Source organism: Martelella sp. AMO21009 (assembly GCF_053484295.1).
This window is the reverse complement of record NZ_JBAKFR010000020.1, coordinates 31,653-45,269: the sequence shown is the minus strand read 5'-3', so window position 1 is coordinate 45,269 and position 13,617 is coordinate 31,653. Positions and strand designations below refer to the sequence as shown.

16 protein-coding genes are annotated in these 13,617 nt (G+C 62.1%); 8 read left to right on the top strand and 8 right to left on the bottom strand.

All coding sequences use genetic code 11. The features are described from left to right. Positions 1-6: 6 nt before the first annotated feature. A complete protein-coding gene (locus V6766_RS18375; protein WP_448469058.1) occupies positions 7-297 on the top strand; it encodes a helix-turn-helix transcriptional regulator in 291 nt (96 codons plus the stop codon). A gap of 30 nt (positions 298-327) precedes the next feature. Here the strand turns inward: V6766_RS18375 and V6766_RS18370 are convergent, their stop codons facing one another. After that, entirely contained in the window at positions 328-510 is a 183-nt protein-coding gene (locus tag V6766_RS18370; protein WP_448468972.1) for a hypothetical protein, read from the bottom strand. Positions 511-575: 65 nt separating this feature from the next. Between V6766_RS18370 and V6766_RS18365 the strand changes: the two genes are divergently transcribed. Further along, a complete protein-coding gene (locus V6766_RS18365) occupies positions 576-710 on the top strand; it encodes a hypothetical protein (protein ID WP_448468970.1) in 135 nt (44 codons plus the stop codon). A gap of 1,236 nt (positions 711-1,946) precedes the next feature. Beyond that, positions 1,947-2,564, top strand: coding sequence for a ZinT family metal-binding protein (locus V6766_RS18360; protein ID WP_448469056.1), 618 nt, complete (start codon positions 1,947-1,949; stop codon positions 2,562-2,564). A 110-nt stretch (positions 2,565-2,674) separates the two neighbouring features. Here the strand turns inward: V6766_RS18360 and V6766_RS18355 are convergent, their stop codons facing one another. The 5 genes from V6766_RS18355 to V6766_RS18335 are packed head-to-tail and all read right to left on the bottom strand — an operon-like array spanning position 2,675 to position 7,886. After that, entirely contained in the window at positions 2,675-3,418 is a 744-nt protein-coding gene (locus V6766_RS18355) for an amino acid ABC transporter ATP-binding protein (protein ID WP_448468968.1), read from the bottom strand. Next, positions 3,415-4,503, bottom strand: coding sequence for an amino acid ABC transporter permease (locus V6766_RS18350; RefSeq protein ID WP_448468966.1), 1,089 nt, complete (start codon positions 4,501-4,503; stop codon positions 3,415-3,417). Before V6766_RS18350 ends, V6766_RS18355 begins: the two co-directional genes overlap by 4 nt. After that, entirely contained in the window at positions 4,503-5,651 is a 1,149-nt protein-coding gene (locus V6766_RS18345) for an amino acid ABC transporter permease (protein ID WP_448468964.1), read from the bottom strand. The genes V6766_RS18350 and V6766_RS18345 overlap by 1 nt, the downstream gene beginning before the upstream one ends. An 8-nt stretch (positions 5,652-5,659) precedes the next feature. After that, on the bottom strand, positions 5,660-6,682 hold the full coding sequence (locus V6766_RS18340) for an amino acid ABC transporter substrate-binding protein (protein ID WP_448468962.1): 1,023 nt from the start codon (positions 6,680-6,682) through the stop codon (positions 5,660-5,662). Between the two features lie 43 nt (positions 6,683-6,725). Further along, a complete protein-coding gene (locus V6766_RS18335) occupies positions 6,726-7,886 on the bottom strand; it encodes a trans-sulfuration enzyme family protein (RefSeq protein WP_448468960.1) in 1,161 nt (386 codons plus the stop codon). 93 nt (positions 7,887-7,979) lie between these two features. On the opposite strand from V6766_RS18335, the gene V6766_RS18330 reads away from it, so the two are divergent. Beyond that, complete coding sequence (locus V6766_RS18330; protein ID WP_448468958.1) at positions 7,980-8,879, top strand: LysR substrate-binding domain-containing protein; 900 nt, start codon at positions 7,980-7,982, stop codon at positions 8,877-8,879. A 56-nt stretch (positions 8,880-8,935) separates the two neighbouring features. Here V6766_RS18330 and V6766_RS18325 read toward each other — a convergent pair whose 3' ends face one another. Further along, a complete protein-coding gene (locus V6766_RS18325) occupies positions 8,936-9,724 on the bottom strand; it encodes a class I SAM-dependent methyltransferase (RefSeq protein WP_448468956.1) in 789 nt (262 codons plus the stop codon). A 114-nt stretch (positions 9,725-9,838) separates the two neighbouring features. Between V6766_RS18325 and V6766_RS18320 the strand changes: the two genes are divergently transcribed. The 3 genes from V6766_RS18320 to V6766_RS18310 are packed head-to-tail and all read left to right on the top strand — an operon-like array spanning position 9,839 to position 12,801. After that, positions 9,839-10,975, top strand: coding sequence for an ABC transporter substrate-binding protein (locus tag V6766_RS18320; RefSeq protein ID WP_448468954.1), 1,137 nt, complete (start codon positions 9,839-9,841; stop codon positions 10,973-10,975). A 9-nt stretch (positions 10,976-10,984) separates the two neighbouring features. Continuing rightward, positions 10,985-12,052 (top strand): FecCD family ABC transporter permease, encoded by a 1,068-nt coding sequence (locus tag V6766_RS18315; RefSeq protein WP_448468952.1) that lies wholly within the window; start codon positions 10,985-10,987, stop codon positions 12,050-12,052. Continuing rightward, positions 12,046-12,801 carry an ABC transporter ATP-binding protein gene (locus tag V6766_RS18310; RefSeq protein ID WP_448468950.1) on the top strand — a complete coding sequence of 252 codons (756 nt, stop codon included), beginning with the start codon at positions 12,046-12,048 and terminating at the stop codon, positions 12,799-12,801. The genes V6766_RS18315 and V6766_RS18310 overlap by 7 nt, the downstream gene beginning before the upstream one ends. A gap of 94 nt (positions 12,802-12,895) precedes the next feature. Here V6766_RS18310 and V6766_RS18305 read toward each other — a convergent pair whose 3' ends face one another. Continuing rightward, positions 12,896-13,105, bottom strand: coding sequence for a hypothetical protein (locus V6766_RS18305; RefSeq protein WP_448468948.1), 210 nt, complete (start codon positions 13,103-13,105; stop codon positions 12,896-12,898). Here V6766_RS18305 and V6766_RS18300 point away from each other — a divergent pair. Next, entirely contained in the window at positions 13,076-13,543 is a 468-nt protein-coding gene (locus tag V6766_RS18300) for an autotransporter outer membrane beta-barrel domain-containing protein (protein WP_448469054.1), read from the top strand. The two genes, V6766_RS18305 and V6766_RS18300, sit on opposite strands and share 30 nt — an antisense overlap. Positions 13,544-13,617 lie beyond the last annotated feature (74 nt).

The following is a 13,617-nucleotide window of genomic DNA, read 5'->3' as shown; positions in this document are numbered from 1 at the left end:
CCGGAACTGGTTAGATTCTCCCAATGCACCGGCGTCGAGCCGAAATACGCCATGAGCCTGTTCAGGCAGTCGACTGGCATGACGATTGCTCAGTATCTGATGCGCTGCAGGCTGGTGACGGCGCAGCGCCTGCTGCTCAGAAGCGAAAAGAACGCCGCCGCCATTGCCTTCGAAGCAGGGTTTGGCTCGGTCAGCCGCTTCTACACGGTCTTCCACGACCAGACCGGAATGTCGCCAAAACGCTTCCGCAACGCGTATAGCCTTGATGATCCGACGGGCAATACCAAGGGCCAGTGAGGAAAGGCAGGGCGCTCGGGATAGATCGCTCTATTCGCCGGTTATCTTCTGCTTCTCCAGAACTGGTTTCCGGAAGGCCGAACCGTCGGCGCCGGCCAGGTACAGGCTCGCCCGCACCAGCGCAACAAACAAGCGCTGTCGCTCGCGTTTTTGGTCCCATTCTACAAACCGGGGGAAATATTCGCCTAAGCCGGAAAAAGCGGTTGCCTTCATATCACGCGTTCGATAATCGTAATGATATTACATTACTAACCACCCGTCGGAATGAGAGCATTTCTATGGCCGAGGCCAGCCTGACCTGTCGCGACCTGACGCTTGGATATCACCGGCGTCCAGCCGTGCATCACCTGACCGGCGTTGTCGGCAAGGGCAGCCGGTTATCGGCGGCGACCGCTTCGGCAAATCGACCCTGATGAAGGACACTGTCGGATTGCCGCGGGCGCTTGGCGACCGTCAAAGTTACGTTATACCATAAAGGAGAGACAGATATGAAACGATGGACCCTTGGCGCCTCCGCGCTCGCGATTGCGCTTGGCGCGCCGGCGGCGTTTGCCGATGACCATAAGGACAGCGTCACCCTCTACCGCGTTTTCGTCGGCGACCATGCGGATGCGAAGGTTACGGCCTTCGACCTTGGCGAACCCGAGCATCGCTGGTCCTTCGACACCGCCGGCCAGAACAAGCTCTACGCCGTCAATGACGGCGCCGCCATCGTCGCCGTCCAGTCGGACAGTGATGCGGTTCACTTCATCGACAGCGGCATTGCACTGCGCGGCCATGGCGACCATGCCGACATCGATATCGAAGAGCCAGTCGCCATCGAGGGCAGCCTCACCGGCCCGCGCCCCTTCCACATCATCGATCACGACGGCAAGGTAGTGATCAACTTCGACAAGGGCGGCTGTGCCGCAATCGTCGATTCCCATGAACTTTCTCATGGCGAGATTGCAACCAGCGAACTGAAACAGGACCGCGCCCATCACGGTTTTGCCGCCCCTGTCGGCCAGTACTGGGTCACGACCGTCGCCACCGACACGCCGGTCGACGGCACCCGCATCGGCCTGCGCGCCGTCACCGAAGACGGCGATCCGACCGGCGATGTCGCGACCTGCACCGGCATTCACGGCGAGGCTTTCTCCGGCGCCTATCTGGCTGCCGGTTGCCAGGAAGGCGTACTGACCGTGACACCGGGCGAAGACGGCCCCGTCTTCGAGATGCTGACTTACCCCGACGATCTGCCGGAAGGCGAGACCACGGGCACCCTGCTTGGCGCGAAAAGCATGCAGGTGTTTCTCGGCAATTACGGCAAGGATGGCCTCGTCGTCATCGACCCGGCCGATGAGCCGCATTTCAGCTATATCGACCTGCCCTTCCGCCGCGTCGACTTCGCGCTCGATCCGGCGAATGCCCGCTACGGCTATGTGCTGACCGAAGATGGCAGCCTGCACCAGATCGACATTCTGGCCGCCAGCCTCACGACAAGCGCCAAGGTCACCGAGCCCTATTCGATGGATGGCCACTGGAACGACCCGCGTCCGCGCATCGCCATGGCTGGTGACGAGATCGTCATGAGCGACCCGAGTGCCGGGCTCATCCGCCGCATCGCCAAGGAGGACCTGACGGAAGTCGGCACCATCGACGTCGGCGGCATGCCCTACAATATCGCCGTTGCCGGCGGCAGCGGCATGGTGCATGAAGGCGAGCACGACGATCATGCCCACGATCATGGCGATCCGCAGATCTACAAGGGCTATTTCGAGGACAGCCAGATCGCGGATCGTCCGCTCTCCGACTGGGAAGGCGACTGGCAGTCGGTCTATCCCTATCTTCAGGACGGAACGCTCGATCCGGTAATGGCGCACAAGGCCGAGACCGGCACGATGACCGCCGAAGAATACAAGGCCTATTACGACACCGGCTACAAGACCGATGTCGAGCGCATCACCATCGAAGGCGACGTGGTCACCTTCTATCGGGATGGCGAGGCCGTTGAAGGCCACTACGAAAGCGACGGCTATGAAATCCTGACCTACGCCAAGGGTAACCGCGGCGTTCGCTTCATCTTCGAAAAGGCCGGAGGCGACGAAGCCGCGCCCAAGTTCATCCAGTTCTCCGACCACCGGATCGCACCGGCGGACGCCGATCACTATCACCTCTACTGGGGCGACGACCGCGCGGCCTTGCTGGAAGAGCTAACCAACTGGCCGACCTATTACCCGTCATCGCTCAACGCCGACCAGATCGTCGACGAAATGCTGGCGCACTGAGCCTTGCACGAAAGGTAGAAACAAGCGCTCGGCCTACATGGCCGGGCGCACCGCTTTGCCAACGAGGTGGGCGGCGATGTTCCTGCCTGCGATTTCACGGATCCGAAACGTCAGTGGATCATCGTGCGAATGCTGGAGAGGAAACGTCGGGTTCTCTCGTCCTCGGGCGCATCGAAGAATTGATCGGGAGCTGCGGTTTCGACAATCCCGCCGGCCTCCATGTAGACCACGCGGTCGGCGACCTGGCGGGCGAAGCCCATTTCGTGGGTGACGACCACCATGGTCATGCCGTCCTCGGCGAGTTCCACCATCACATCGAGGACTTCCCGGATCATCTCCGGATCGAGCGCCGATGTCGGTTCATCGAACAGCATGATCCGCGGGCGCATGCAGAGCGCGCGCGCAATGGCGACCCTTTGCTTTTGCCCGCCGGAAAGCTGCCCGGGAAACTTGGGTGCCTGGTCGAGAATCCGCACGCGCTTCAGAAAGGTTTCCGCAGCCGCCTCCGCTTCCGCGCGCGGCGTACGCCGCGACAGTATCTGCGGCAGAGCGCAGTTCTCGAGCACCGTCAGATGCGGAAACAGGTTGAAATGCTGGAACACCATGCCCGCGTCACGCCGGACCGCATCGAGATTGCGCAGATCGTCGCCGAGCTCGATGCCGTTGACAACAATCCGGCCCGCCTGATGCTCCTCGAGGCGGTTGATGCAGCGGATCAATGTCGACTTGCCCGATCCCGACGGCCCGCACACCACCACCTTCTCGCCCGCCGCAACCGTCAGCGAAACGCCCTTGAGGACATGGAAATCGCCGTAGAATTTGTCGATGTTGTCGATTTCAATCGCAGGTTTCATCCGTGTGTCCTTGCGGCTACGCCCCGTTCGAGATGGCGCGAATAGATTGAGATGGAAAAGCAGATGATGAAGTAGATCGCCGCGACGAACAGATAGGCCTCGGTGGAAGGCGCCGGCCATGCGGGATCGGTGCTGGCGCTGCGCGCCGCGCTCAGCATGTCGAACACGCCGACGATCAGCACCAGCGAGGTGTTCTTGATCATCACGATGGCGGTGTTGGTCAGCGGCGGGATCACGTTCTGGATCGCCTGCGGCAAAACGATGTGCCAGATCATTTTCCAGTAGGGAATGCCGAGCGCCTCGGCGGCCTCGATCTGCCCGTCATCCAGCCCCTGAAGGCCGCCGCGAATGACCTCCGCCAGATAGGCGGCGGCGAAGATCGTCAGCGCGGCAAGCGTCCGCCCCAGCTTGTCGACGGTCCATTCCGGCGGCAGGAGCAGCGGCAACAGGATCGCCGCCACGAACAGCAGGCCGACCAGCGGTAGACCGCGCACCAGTTCGATCACGAAAATGCTGATCGCGCGGGCAACCGGCAGTTTTCCCCGCCGCCCCAGCGCAAGCAGCACGGCCAGTGGAAAGGCGAGCCCGAGCGAAAGCACCGCCAGAAGCAGGGTCACCGGCAGGCCGCCCCATTTCGACGTCGGCACGTAGTCGAGACCCAGCACGCCGCCGCCCATCAGCACCAGCATGGCGGAAATGGCGAGGGCCCAGACCAGCAGCAGCCGCGCGTTCCACAATTTCGGCGACAGCGAAACAAGCACCATCGCGACGATCAGGACGATGACGATGGTCGCCCGCCATTGCGCCTGCGGCGGATAGAGGCCGAACAGGATCAGCCGCGCCTTGGCGCCGATAAAGGTCCAGCACGCCCCGCCGCCCTGGCATGCGGCCGGACCGCCGACCCAATGCGCGTCCAGTACGGCCCAGTTGAAGGCCGGGATGAGCCCGAGAAGGATCAGGACGGCCAGAAACGTGAGGAATGCCGACAGCAGATCACCGAACAGCAGCTTCAGAAGCGGCTTGCGCTTTGCCCTGGGCGGTTTCTGCGGTGCATCGGCAGCGGTGTTGAAGGTAATATCGGTCATCAGCGCACCACCAGCGCAACGCGCGCATTGTACCAGTTCATGAAGACGGAAACGGAGAGCGAAATGCTGAGGAAGACCGCCAGCATGATCAGGATGCTCTCGATGGCCTGGCCGGTCTGGTTGATCACGGTGTTGACCACGAGACCGAGTTCGGGATAGCCGACCGCCACGGCAAGCGTGGTGTTCTTCACGGTGGAGAGATATTGCGAGGTCATGGGCGGCACGATGATCCTCAGCGCCTGCGGCAGGATGATCCGGAACATGATGTGGCGTTCGCTGAGCCCCAGCGCCCTGCCGCCTTCCCACTGGCCCTTTTCGACGGCGTCGATGCCGCCGCGGATGATTTCGCCGATGAAGGCGGAAGTGTAGATCGTCAGGCCGGTGATGATCGCGGCGAATTCGGGCGAAAGCACCATACCGCCCCTGAAATTGAACCCCTTCAGGGCCGGAGCCTCAAGGCCGACCGGATGGCCGAGCATGCCGGAGAGCCCGACAACGACTGCCACCCAGAGGCAGACAGAGAGGCCGACGCTCGCGGCTTTTACCGACAGGCGCTTTCCGACGGAAAGCTTGAAGCCGGCGACGAGCGCAATGACCATCAAGATCGCCGCGACGATCAGCAGCATGCTGGCGCCCGGGCCGAGCGTCAGGGCCGGCGCATAGACGCCGCGAATGGAGAGAAACACGCCAGGCAGCGGATTGAGCGCCTCGCGCGGAACCGGAAACAGCGACGTGGCGATCGCATACCAGAAGAGAAGCTGGACGATGAGCGGAACGTTGCGCAGCACGGTGACATAGGTACCGGCAAAACGCGACAGCAGCGGATGGGCGGAGCGACGCGAGAGCCCGACCACCAGCCCGAGCAGCGTTGCAAACAGGATCGACAGGAACGACAGCCACAGCGTATTGGCGAGGCCGACAACATAGGCCCAGAAGAAGCTATCCGATGCATCATAGCGAATGATGCTTTCGGAGATCGGAAAGCGCGCCGGCCGCCAGAGATAGTCGAACCCGGTGCGGATGCCGCGTTCGGTCAGGTTCTCATGCGTATTGCCCGCAAGCCACCAGACGAACAGGACCAGACCGCCCAGAAGGGCGATCTGCATGGCCCAGGAACGGGCCCGTTGGGAATACCAGAGCGACAGCATGACCGGCTTTACTGAAAGGCCAGCGGGAACATCAGCCCGCCGTCGTTAAACAGTGCATTATGGCCACGCTCCAGCTTCAGCGGGCTGTCCATGCCGACATTGCGGTCATAGACCTCGGCGTAATTGCCGACGGATTTCACGATCCGGTAGGCGAAATCGTCGCTGAGACCAAGTGCCGCGCCATTGCCCGGATCCGTGCCGAGGAAGCGGCGGATGCGCGGATCGTCGCTGTCGAGATAGTCGTCGATATTCTCGCTGTTGAGCCCGAATGCCTCGGCGGCGATCATCGCCTGGATCGACCATGTCACGATATCGAGCCACTGGTCGTCGCCATGGCGGACGGCGGGCGTCAACGCATCCATATAGGGCGTTGCCGGGAAGATGACGTAGTCGTCCGGATTGTCGGCCATCGTCGCGCGGACGGAGGCGAGCGCACCGGCATCGGTGATCAGCGCATCGCAACGGCCGGAGAAGAAGGCCTGGCGCGCGGCGGTGGTGTTGTCGAAGACGACCGGCTGAAGATCGAGATCGTTCTTGGTCGAGACATCGTTGACCACCACTTCGGTGGTCGAGCCGGTCTGCACGCAGACGGAAGCGCCCGCCATGTCTTCGACACTGGTGATGCCGAGCGATTTCGGCATCATGAAGCCGGTGAATTCGTAATAGTTCGGCGTTGTGAAGTTGATGCCGTTGGCGTCGCGCTGCAGTGTCCAGGTGAGCGTGCGCGGCAGCATGTCGATCTCGCCGGTCTGAAGGGCCGGAATGCGCTGCTGGCCCGAAAGCGGCACGAAATCGACCGCATCCTTGTCATCCAGCACGGCAACCGCGACGGCCCGGCAGGTCTCCACGTCGAGGCCGCGCCAGTAGCCATTGTCATCCGGCGCGCCGAAACCGGGTGTGCCCTGGCTGGAGCCGCAGATCAGCCGCCCCCGCTCCTTCACGGTCTCAAGCGTCGAGGTCGATTGCGCCATTGCCGGCGCGGTAAGCGCGGCGATCATTGCCATTGCGGTCAATGTGGTCTTGCAGGTCATGTTCCCGTCTCCTTGTTGGATTTTATATGCTGTATGTGACTTGTCAGCCTGCGAGCGCAGTGAAGAAGCCGTCGAGGTCTTCCCTGAGATCGGAGGGGTCTTCCACGCCGATATTGACGCGCAGAATGATGCGATCCTTGTGGGGGTGCGGCATCTGCCGCGATGTCTTGACGCTCATCGGTGCGATCAGGCTGCGGGTGCCGCCCCACGAGGCGCCGATCGCGAAATAGCGCAGACCATTGAGCGCGGCATCGAGGCGCGCCTCTTGCTCGACCGGCAGAACAACCGAAAACAGGCCGCTGGCGCCTGTGAAATCACGTTTCCAGATGGCGTGTCCGGGACTGGAGGCGAGTGCGGGAAACAGAACCGGCCCGACATCGCGGTTTTCCAGCTCCGCCGCGATTTCGCCGGCCACGCGCCCGACATGGGCGAGACGCACCGCCATGGTTTCCAGCCCGCGCAGCACCAGTTGCACCGCGTCGGGCGAAACGCCGAAACCGAGCATGCGCATCGTGTCGCGCAAGGCCTTGCGCAGTCCCAGATCGTTGACGCTGACCGAGCCCATCAGCAGGTCGGAGTGGCCGCCCGGATATTTGGTCAGCGCCTGCATCGAGAAGTCGACGCCATGGTCGAGCGGCTTGAACAGCAGCGGCGTTGCCCAGGTATTGTCGATGCCGGTCAGGATGCCGCGCCGTTTCGCGATCGCGGTGATGGCCGGCACGTCCTCGATTTCCATGGTCGTGGAACCGGGCGATTCCATCCAGATCAGCCTTGTGTTGTCCCGCACATCGCCTTCGATACCGGCGCCAATACCCGGCTCGAACACGGACCATTCGATGCCACGCGGCTCCAGGAAATTGCGGCAGAGACCGATGACGGGCGGATAGGCGTTGTCGGCCACCAGAACATGGTCGCCGGGCTTCAGGCACGAGAGCAGCACAACGGCAATCGCGGCCTGGCCGGAGGGGAGGATGACCGTCTTCAACCCGTTTTCGAGCGCTGTAAGCTGCGCCTCCAGCACGCGCTGGGTCGGCGTGCCGTGCAGGCCGTAGGAATAGCCGTCGAGGTCCCGCTGCGAGCGCGTCGCATAGGCTTCCGCGTCCGGAAAGACGATGGTCGAAGCCCGGTGGGTCGGAACGCCGAGAGCAGCATAGCCCTCTTCGCTGATCTTCGGGTGGTGAACGCTCTTGGTTGCGTCGCGCATGTGAACTCCTGAAATAATGACGCCATCATTGCCTTTTGTTGGCAGCAGGAATACTGATCAGGACACATAGTTCTATGCGGAAACCTTATAGGCATGAATTTTCGCCAACTCGAAGCCTTCAACGCCGTCATGATCTCGGGCTCGACCGTCCGGGCCGCCGAGCTGATGGGCGTCACCCAGCCGGCCGTGTCGCGCCTGATCGCCGAGCTGGAAGCGGCGGTGCGGTTTCCGCTGTTCGACCGGGTGCGCGGGCGGCTGATCGCGACGCCCGAGGGAACGCTGTTTTTCCGGGAGGTCGAGGTCAGCTTCAAGGGGCTGGACCGACTGCAGGCGACCGCGGCCAGCATCCGCGACTACGGGGCCGGCACGCTGAAGATCGCCTCGCTGGCGGCGGCCGGGGCCATTCTGGCGCCCGCGGCCATCCGCGCCTTCCGGAAACAGAATCCGGGCGTGAGGATCACCTTCCACATCACCTGGTCGTCAGCGATCCGGAACGGCATCACCGACGGGCAGTACGATCTCGGGCTTGCGGCCGACGAAATCGACCGATCGGGCATCGACAGCCAGTTATTCGGCAGCTTTCCGGGCCTCGTCGCCATGCCGAAATCCCATCCGCTGACCCTTCACAAGTCGATCACTCCCGATCTGATCGCGCAATGGCCGCTGATCGGCCTCAGCCCGGAGGATCGGGCAAGGCAACGTTTCGACGAGACGATGAGGAAAGCCGGGCACGAGCCGAAATATGTGATCGAGACCCCGAACGCCGCCACCATCTGCGCATTGGCGCAGGAGGGCGACGCCGTGGGACTGGTGAACCCGCTGGTCATCGGCGAAGCGGAAAACAGAACCATCGCGCTCCGCCCCTTCACGCCCGACGTGATGTTCCGCGTCTACCTTCTCTTTCCCGCCGACATCCAGAAGTCCACCCTCGTCCGCGGCTTCACGGCCGAGCTTTTCCGACTGCGCAACCGGCTCGAGATGCCGACGGCGTAGGAGAGCACCGCCTCTCGTTCTGTTCAGCGAGGCCTGACCCCGGCAGCGGCTCGTTCCTATCGATTTGGCTTCTCGGCACAGATGGCGAAGCGTTCCTGGACCATTCGGTCGAGTCCGCGCAGGAAGGGCATCTTGCGGGCTTGCGCCCAGTGGATATCGGTGAGCTTGCGGTCGATCACGATGTTTTCGAAACCGGCCGCCTCCAGCAGTCCGGCAACTGCGGTGGCGGGCATTTGGTCAGAGAAATAGACCCTCGCCCTGATATCGCGAAGCCGCTCTGCCATATCTGTGCTGAGCGGCCCGGAAAGGTCCTTGCCGGTCATGCGGGTCCAGTACGTCTGCAGGCCCTTCACCCAGGTCGTCTTGCCCATATTCCCATCGACAATCAGAACCTTGCCGCCGGGCTTGAGCAGCGAAAACCATTCGCGAAACGCTGCGGGCGGATCGACGAGCGTCCAGACCAGGTGCCGGTTGGTGATCACGTCATACGTTTCGAGTGGCTCCAGCGTGTTTTCCGCATCCCCCGTGATGAACCGGATATCGGCCTTGCGGCTTTCCGCCTTGGCGCGCGCCAGAGCCAGCATGGTATCGGACCAGTCCAGGCCGGTGACCGAGAAGCCGAGATCATGCAAAAGATGCGAGATCACCGCCGTTCCGCAGGCAAGGTCCAGGGCTTGCCGTTCCTGGCCTTCGCCGAGATGCTTTCGGATGAGCCTTTGCCAGCCCCGCCGCTCGGCATCCGAAAAAATCTCGTGGCCGACGCTCTGATCGAACGTTCCGGCTCTTTCCGACCAGTAGTCGCGGATTTCATCGCGGATGGAATAATTGCTCTTCGGCTCGCTCATCAGGCACTCATGTCGCTCTAACACTTTGGAAAAGCTCTAAAACATAAAACTTGATTCAGCAAGTCATGTTTTATAAGCCTCAATTCATCCGATGAGATGAGGGAGTTTTCCAGAATGAATTTGGTGAGATTGTTTGCCGGCTCCACCGCCGCCGTCGCGTCCCTGTTGCCGCTTTCCGCCTTTGCCCAGTCCTTCACGGTTGAGGATGTGGCGGGTCGTGCGGTCAGCTTCGATGCACCGGTCGAGCGCGTGATCCTCGGCGAGGGCCGGATGATCTACGGGCTGGCGCCGATCGAGAAGGAAAACCCTTTCGAGAAGGTCGTCGGATGGCGCAATGATATGTATATGAACGACAAGGGCGGCTACACCGCCTATGTCGCGAAGTTCCCTGAAGCCGCCGACATTCCCTTCCTTGGCCGTCTTTCCAACGGCACGCTTTCGATCGAGACCGTGGTCGATCTTGATGCCGACGTGCTGCTTCTGCCGATCGGCGACAAGGAAGCCGCCGACGAAATCGGGCTTGAGGCGACACTGGCGGAGACCGGCACGAAGATCGTCTATATCGATTTCCGCGAGCACATTCTGGAAAATACCGAACCAAGCCTTGAAGTGCTCGGCAAGCTCTTTGGTCATGAGGATCGCGCCGAGGCCGTCGCCGATTACTGGAACGCGCAGATGGCGCGGGTCACGGACACGCTGGAAGCGGCGCAACCGGAGGAGCCTGACGTCTTCATGTACCGTGCCGCCGGTCTGGTGGAGTGCTGCGGAACCTTCGGCCCGGACAATTTCGGCCTCATGGTCGATTGGGCCGGCGGCCACAATATCGGCTCTGATTTCCTGCCGGGCTATACCGGATCCATCAATGCCGAGCAGGTTCTGGCGTCCAATCCCGATGTGATCGTCATCACCGGCGCCAACTGGTCCAATACGGAAGATGCCAGCGGCTTCGTCAATGTCGGCCCGGGCTCCGCGTCCGCCGCAGAGGAAAACAGCGCGGTGCTGCAGGCGCTGATGGAGCACCCGGCCTTTACCGGCTCCAAGGCGGTGGCGAACGACGACGTTCATGCGATCTGGCATCAGTTCTATACCAGCCCTTACCAGTTCGTTGCCGTCCAGCAACTTGCCAAGTGGTTCCACCCCAAGCTTTTTGCCGATCTCGACCCGGACGCGACGTTTGCGGAGTTCCACGAGAAATTCCTGCCGATCGACTACCAGCCGGGCTACTGGGCTGACATCAAGCCGGCGCAGTAGGCCGAAATCATGGATGCTTCGATAGACATGATCGAGGCTGAAGCCGGGGGCGCGCGATATCGCGCCCTTGCCCGGCGCAAGCTGCTGATCCTCTTCGGACTTTCGGCGCTTCTTTTCCTGTCCTTTGCTGTCGACCTCGCCTGGGGGCCGGCGCGGTACGGGCTTGGCGAGGTGCTGGCCGCGATCTTCAGCCCGTCATCCGTCTCCGTGCAGGTTCGCACCGTGGTCTGGGATATCCGCATGCCCGTCGCCGTCATGGCGATTGTGGTGGGGGCGGCCCTCTCGGTCGCGGGTGCGCAAATGCAAACCATCCTTGCCAATCCGCTGGCGAGCCCGTTCACGCTGGGTATTTCCGCCGCCGCAAGCTTTGGCGCAGCGCTTGGCATCGTCACCAGTATTTCGCTCGTCCCCGTTGCCGCCGGCATGCTCGTGCCCGTCAATGCCTTCATCGTGGCGCTGGCCGCGACGCTTTTCATCCACTTCGTCTCGCAATTGCGCGGCGTGTCGGTGCAGACCGTGGTGTTGCTCGGCATCGCTCTCGTGTTTTCGTTCAATGCGCTTCTGGCATTCCTGCAATATCTCGCCTCCGAACAGGCGCTTTCCGCCGTCGTGTTCTGGACCATGGGCAGCCTCACCAAGGCGACATGGCCGAAAATCTGGGTAACGCTTACAGTTCTGGTGCTCGCCGTGCCGTTTTTCGCCCGCAACGCCTGGGCGCTCACCGCCATTCGGCTCGGCGAGGACAAGGCCGCAAGCTTCGGCATCAATGTCCGCCGTATCCGGCTCGAAACCATGTTGATCATCTCCCTGCTGGCGGCCGTACCGGTCAGCTTCGTCGGCACGATCGGCTTTGTCGGGCTGGTCGGTCCTCACATCGCCCGCATGATCCTCGGCGAGGATCAGCGGTTCTTTTTGCCGGGCTCCCTCCTCTCGGGCGCTCTGCTTCTGTCCGTCACCTCGATCGTTTCGAAATCCATCGTTCCGGGCGTCGTCTTCCCGATCGGCATCATCACCGCCCTTGTCGGCGTTCCCTTCTTCTTCTCCCTCATCATCTCCAACAGGAGCCGCTCATGGTAGCCCTGCAGCTTCAATCGGTCGGTGCCTATCACGGCAGAAAGCTCTTCGTTGAAGATGTGACGACACCGCCGATGAGGGCTGGCGAACTGGTTGCGGTCATCGGGCCGAACGCGGCCGGCAAGTCGACGCTGTTCAAACGCATCACAGGTATATTGAAAGGCCCGGGCGAAGTGCGCGTCGAGGGCTCAAGGGCGAAGAACGCCATCAGCTACATGCCGCAGGACACATCGGCGAATGCGGTGCTGACGGTCTACGAATCAATCCTTCTTGCCCGCAAGCAGGGCAAGTCCTGGTCGGTGAGCCACGAGGACACAAGGCTGATCGACGAAATCATGCGGGCGCTCAATATCGTGTCGATTGCCTTCCGCGATCTCGGCGCGCTTTCGGGCGGACAGCGGCAGCTCGTGTCGATCGCGCAGGCGCTGTCGCGCGAGCCGGAGATCATGCTGATGGACGAGCCGACAAGCGCGCTCGATCTCCATCGGCAGGTCGAGGTGCTGGATTTCATGCGCAGGCAGGCGCGGATGCGGGGCATGATCGTCCTGATCGCGATCCATGATCTCAACCAGGCGCTGCGCTTTGCCGACAAGGTCATCGTGATCGAAAATGGCCGGATGCGGGCCTGCGGAACCCCGCGTGACGTCGTCACCGTCGACATGCTGAGGGAGGTCTACCGAATCCAGGCCCGCATCGAGAAATGCTCCATGGACTATGACCATGTCATTGTCGACGGCACTTCGATTGCCTGAGAAGCAAGATATGGCTGACCGGTCTGCAAGGCTAAGCAACCGGTCAGCGGCGTCCTTTGGAAGAGCTTCGTGCGCTTGTCGGCCGGGAACACGGCTATGAAGGAGCCTCAACCGCCGACCCGGCGCCGACTTCATGCTTGGCGATGGTTTTCTCGTAGGCATTGCCGGCGGTTACGGCGCGAGCGAAATCACCGTTTCCGGCGAGGGATCGAAGACTGACAGCAACGATTGGAGCCTTGCCCTTTACGGCGCCGGCGGTTAGGGCGACTTCGCCCTGCGCGGCGGCCTTGGCTACACCTGGCATGATGTTTCCAGCTCCCGGACGGTGGCGTTTACGGGCTTCGCCGATAGTCTTGCGGCAGATTACGATGCCGCGGCCTTCCAGGCCTTCGGCGAGGCAGCCTGTCGTTTTGATACCGGGCTTGCCGCCTTCGAACCTTTTGTCGGGCTGGCCTATGTTAGGTTCCATCAGGATGGATTTACCGAGACTGGCGGCGCGGCGGCGCTGTCCGTCGATGCGTCCGATATGGATACGACATTCGCCACGATCGGCGCGCGGGCGGAACGCGATTTTGCGCTTGGCGACGCCACGGCGACGCTTTCCGGCACTCTTGGCTGGCAGCATGCCTTCGGCGCCATCACGCCGCTTGCCGCCATGGCTTTCGCCGGCAGCGACAGCTTCTCCGTTGCCGGAACGCCCATCGCCCGCAATGCCGCGGTGGTCGAGGCGGGCTTAGCCTGAAACTGGCGCCGCATGCCGAATTCGGTATCGGCTACACAGGCCAGTTCGGCGATGGCATTACGCAGAATGGCGTC

Bases quoted from the DNA above. Each gene is read 5' to 3' on its own strand.
- V6766_RS18355 (WP_448468968.1), bottom strand. From the start codon at position 3,418: ATGAAACCTGCGATTGAAATCGACAACATCGACAAATTCTACGGCGAT.
- V6766_RS18310 (WP_448468950.1), top strand. From the start codon at position 12,046: ATGGTAGCCCTGCAGCTTCAATCGGTCGGTGCCTATCACGGCAGAAAG.
- V6766_RS18315 (WP_448468952.1), top strand. From the start codon at position 10,985: ATGGATGCTTCGATAGACATGATCGAGGCTGAAGCCGGGGGCGCGCGA.
- V6766_RS18325 (WP_448468956.1), bottom strand. From the start codon at position 9,724: ATGAGCGAGCCGAAGAGCAATTATTCCATCCGCGATGAAATCCGCGAC.
- V6766_RS18340 (WP_448468962.1), bottom strand. From the start codon at position 6,682: ATGACCTGCAAGACCACATTGACCGCAATGGCAATGATCGCCGCGCTT.
- V6766_RS18305 (WP_448468948.1), bottom strand. From the start codon at position 13,105: ATGCCAGGTGTAGCCAAGGCCGCCGCGCAGGGCGAAGTCGCCCTAACC.
- V6766_RS18360 (WP_448469056.1), top strand. From the start codon at position 1,947: ATGCCCTACAATATCGCCGTTGCCGGCGGCAGCGGCATGGTGCATGAA.
- V6766_RS18350 (WP_448468966.1), bottom strand. From the start codon at position 4,503: ATGACCGATATTACCTTCAACACCGCTGCCGATGCACCGCAGAAACCG.
- V6766_RS18370 (WP_448468972.1), bottom strand. From the start codon at position 510: ATGAAGGCAACCGCTTTTTCCGGCTTAGGCGAATATTTCCCCCGGTTT.
- V6766_RS18330 (WP_448468958.1), top strand. From the start codon at position 7,980: ATGAATTTTCGCCAACTCGAAGCCTTCAACGCCGTCATGATCTCGGGC.
- V6766_RS18365 (WP_448468970.1), top strand. From the start codon at position 576: ATGGCCGAGGCCAGCCTGACCTGTCGCGACCTGACGCTTGGATATCAC.
- V6766_RS18335 (WP_448468960.1), bottom strand. From the start codon at position 7,886: ATGCGCGACGCAACCAAGAGCGTTCACCACCCGAAGATCAGCGAAGAG.
- V6766_RS18345 (WP_448468964.1), bottom strand. From the start codon at position 5,651: ATGCTGTCGCTCTGGTATTCCCAACGGGCCCGTTCCTGGGCCATGCAG.
- V6766_RS18320 (WP_448468954.1), top strand. From the start codon at position 9,839: ATGAATTTGGTGAGATTGTTTGCCGGCTCCACCGCCGCCGTCGCGTCC.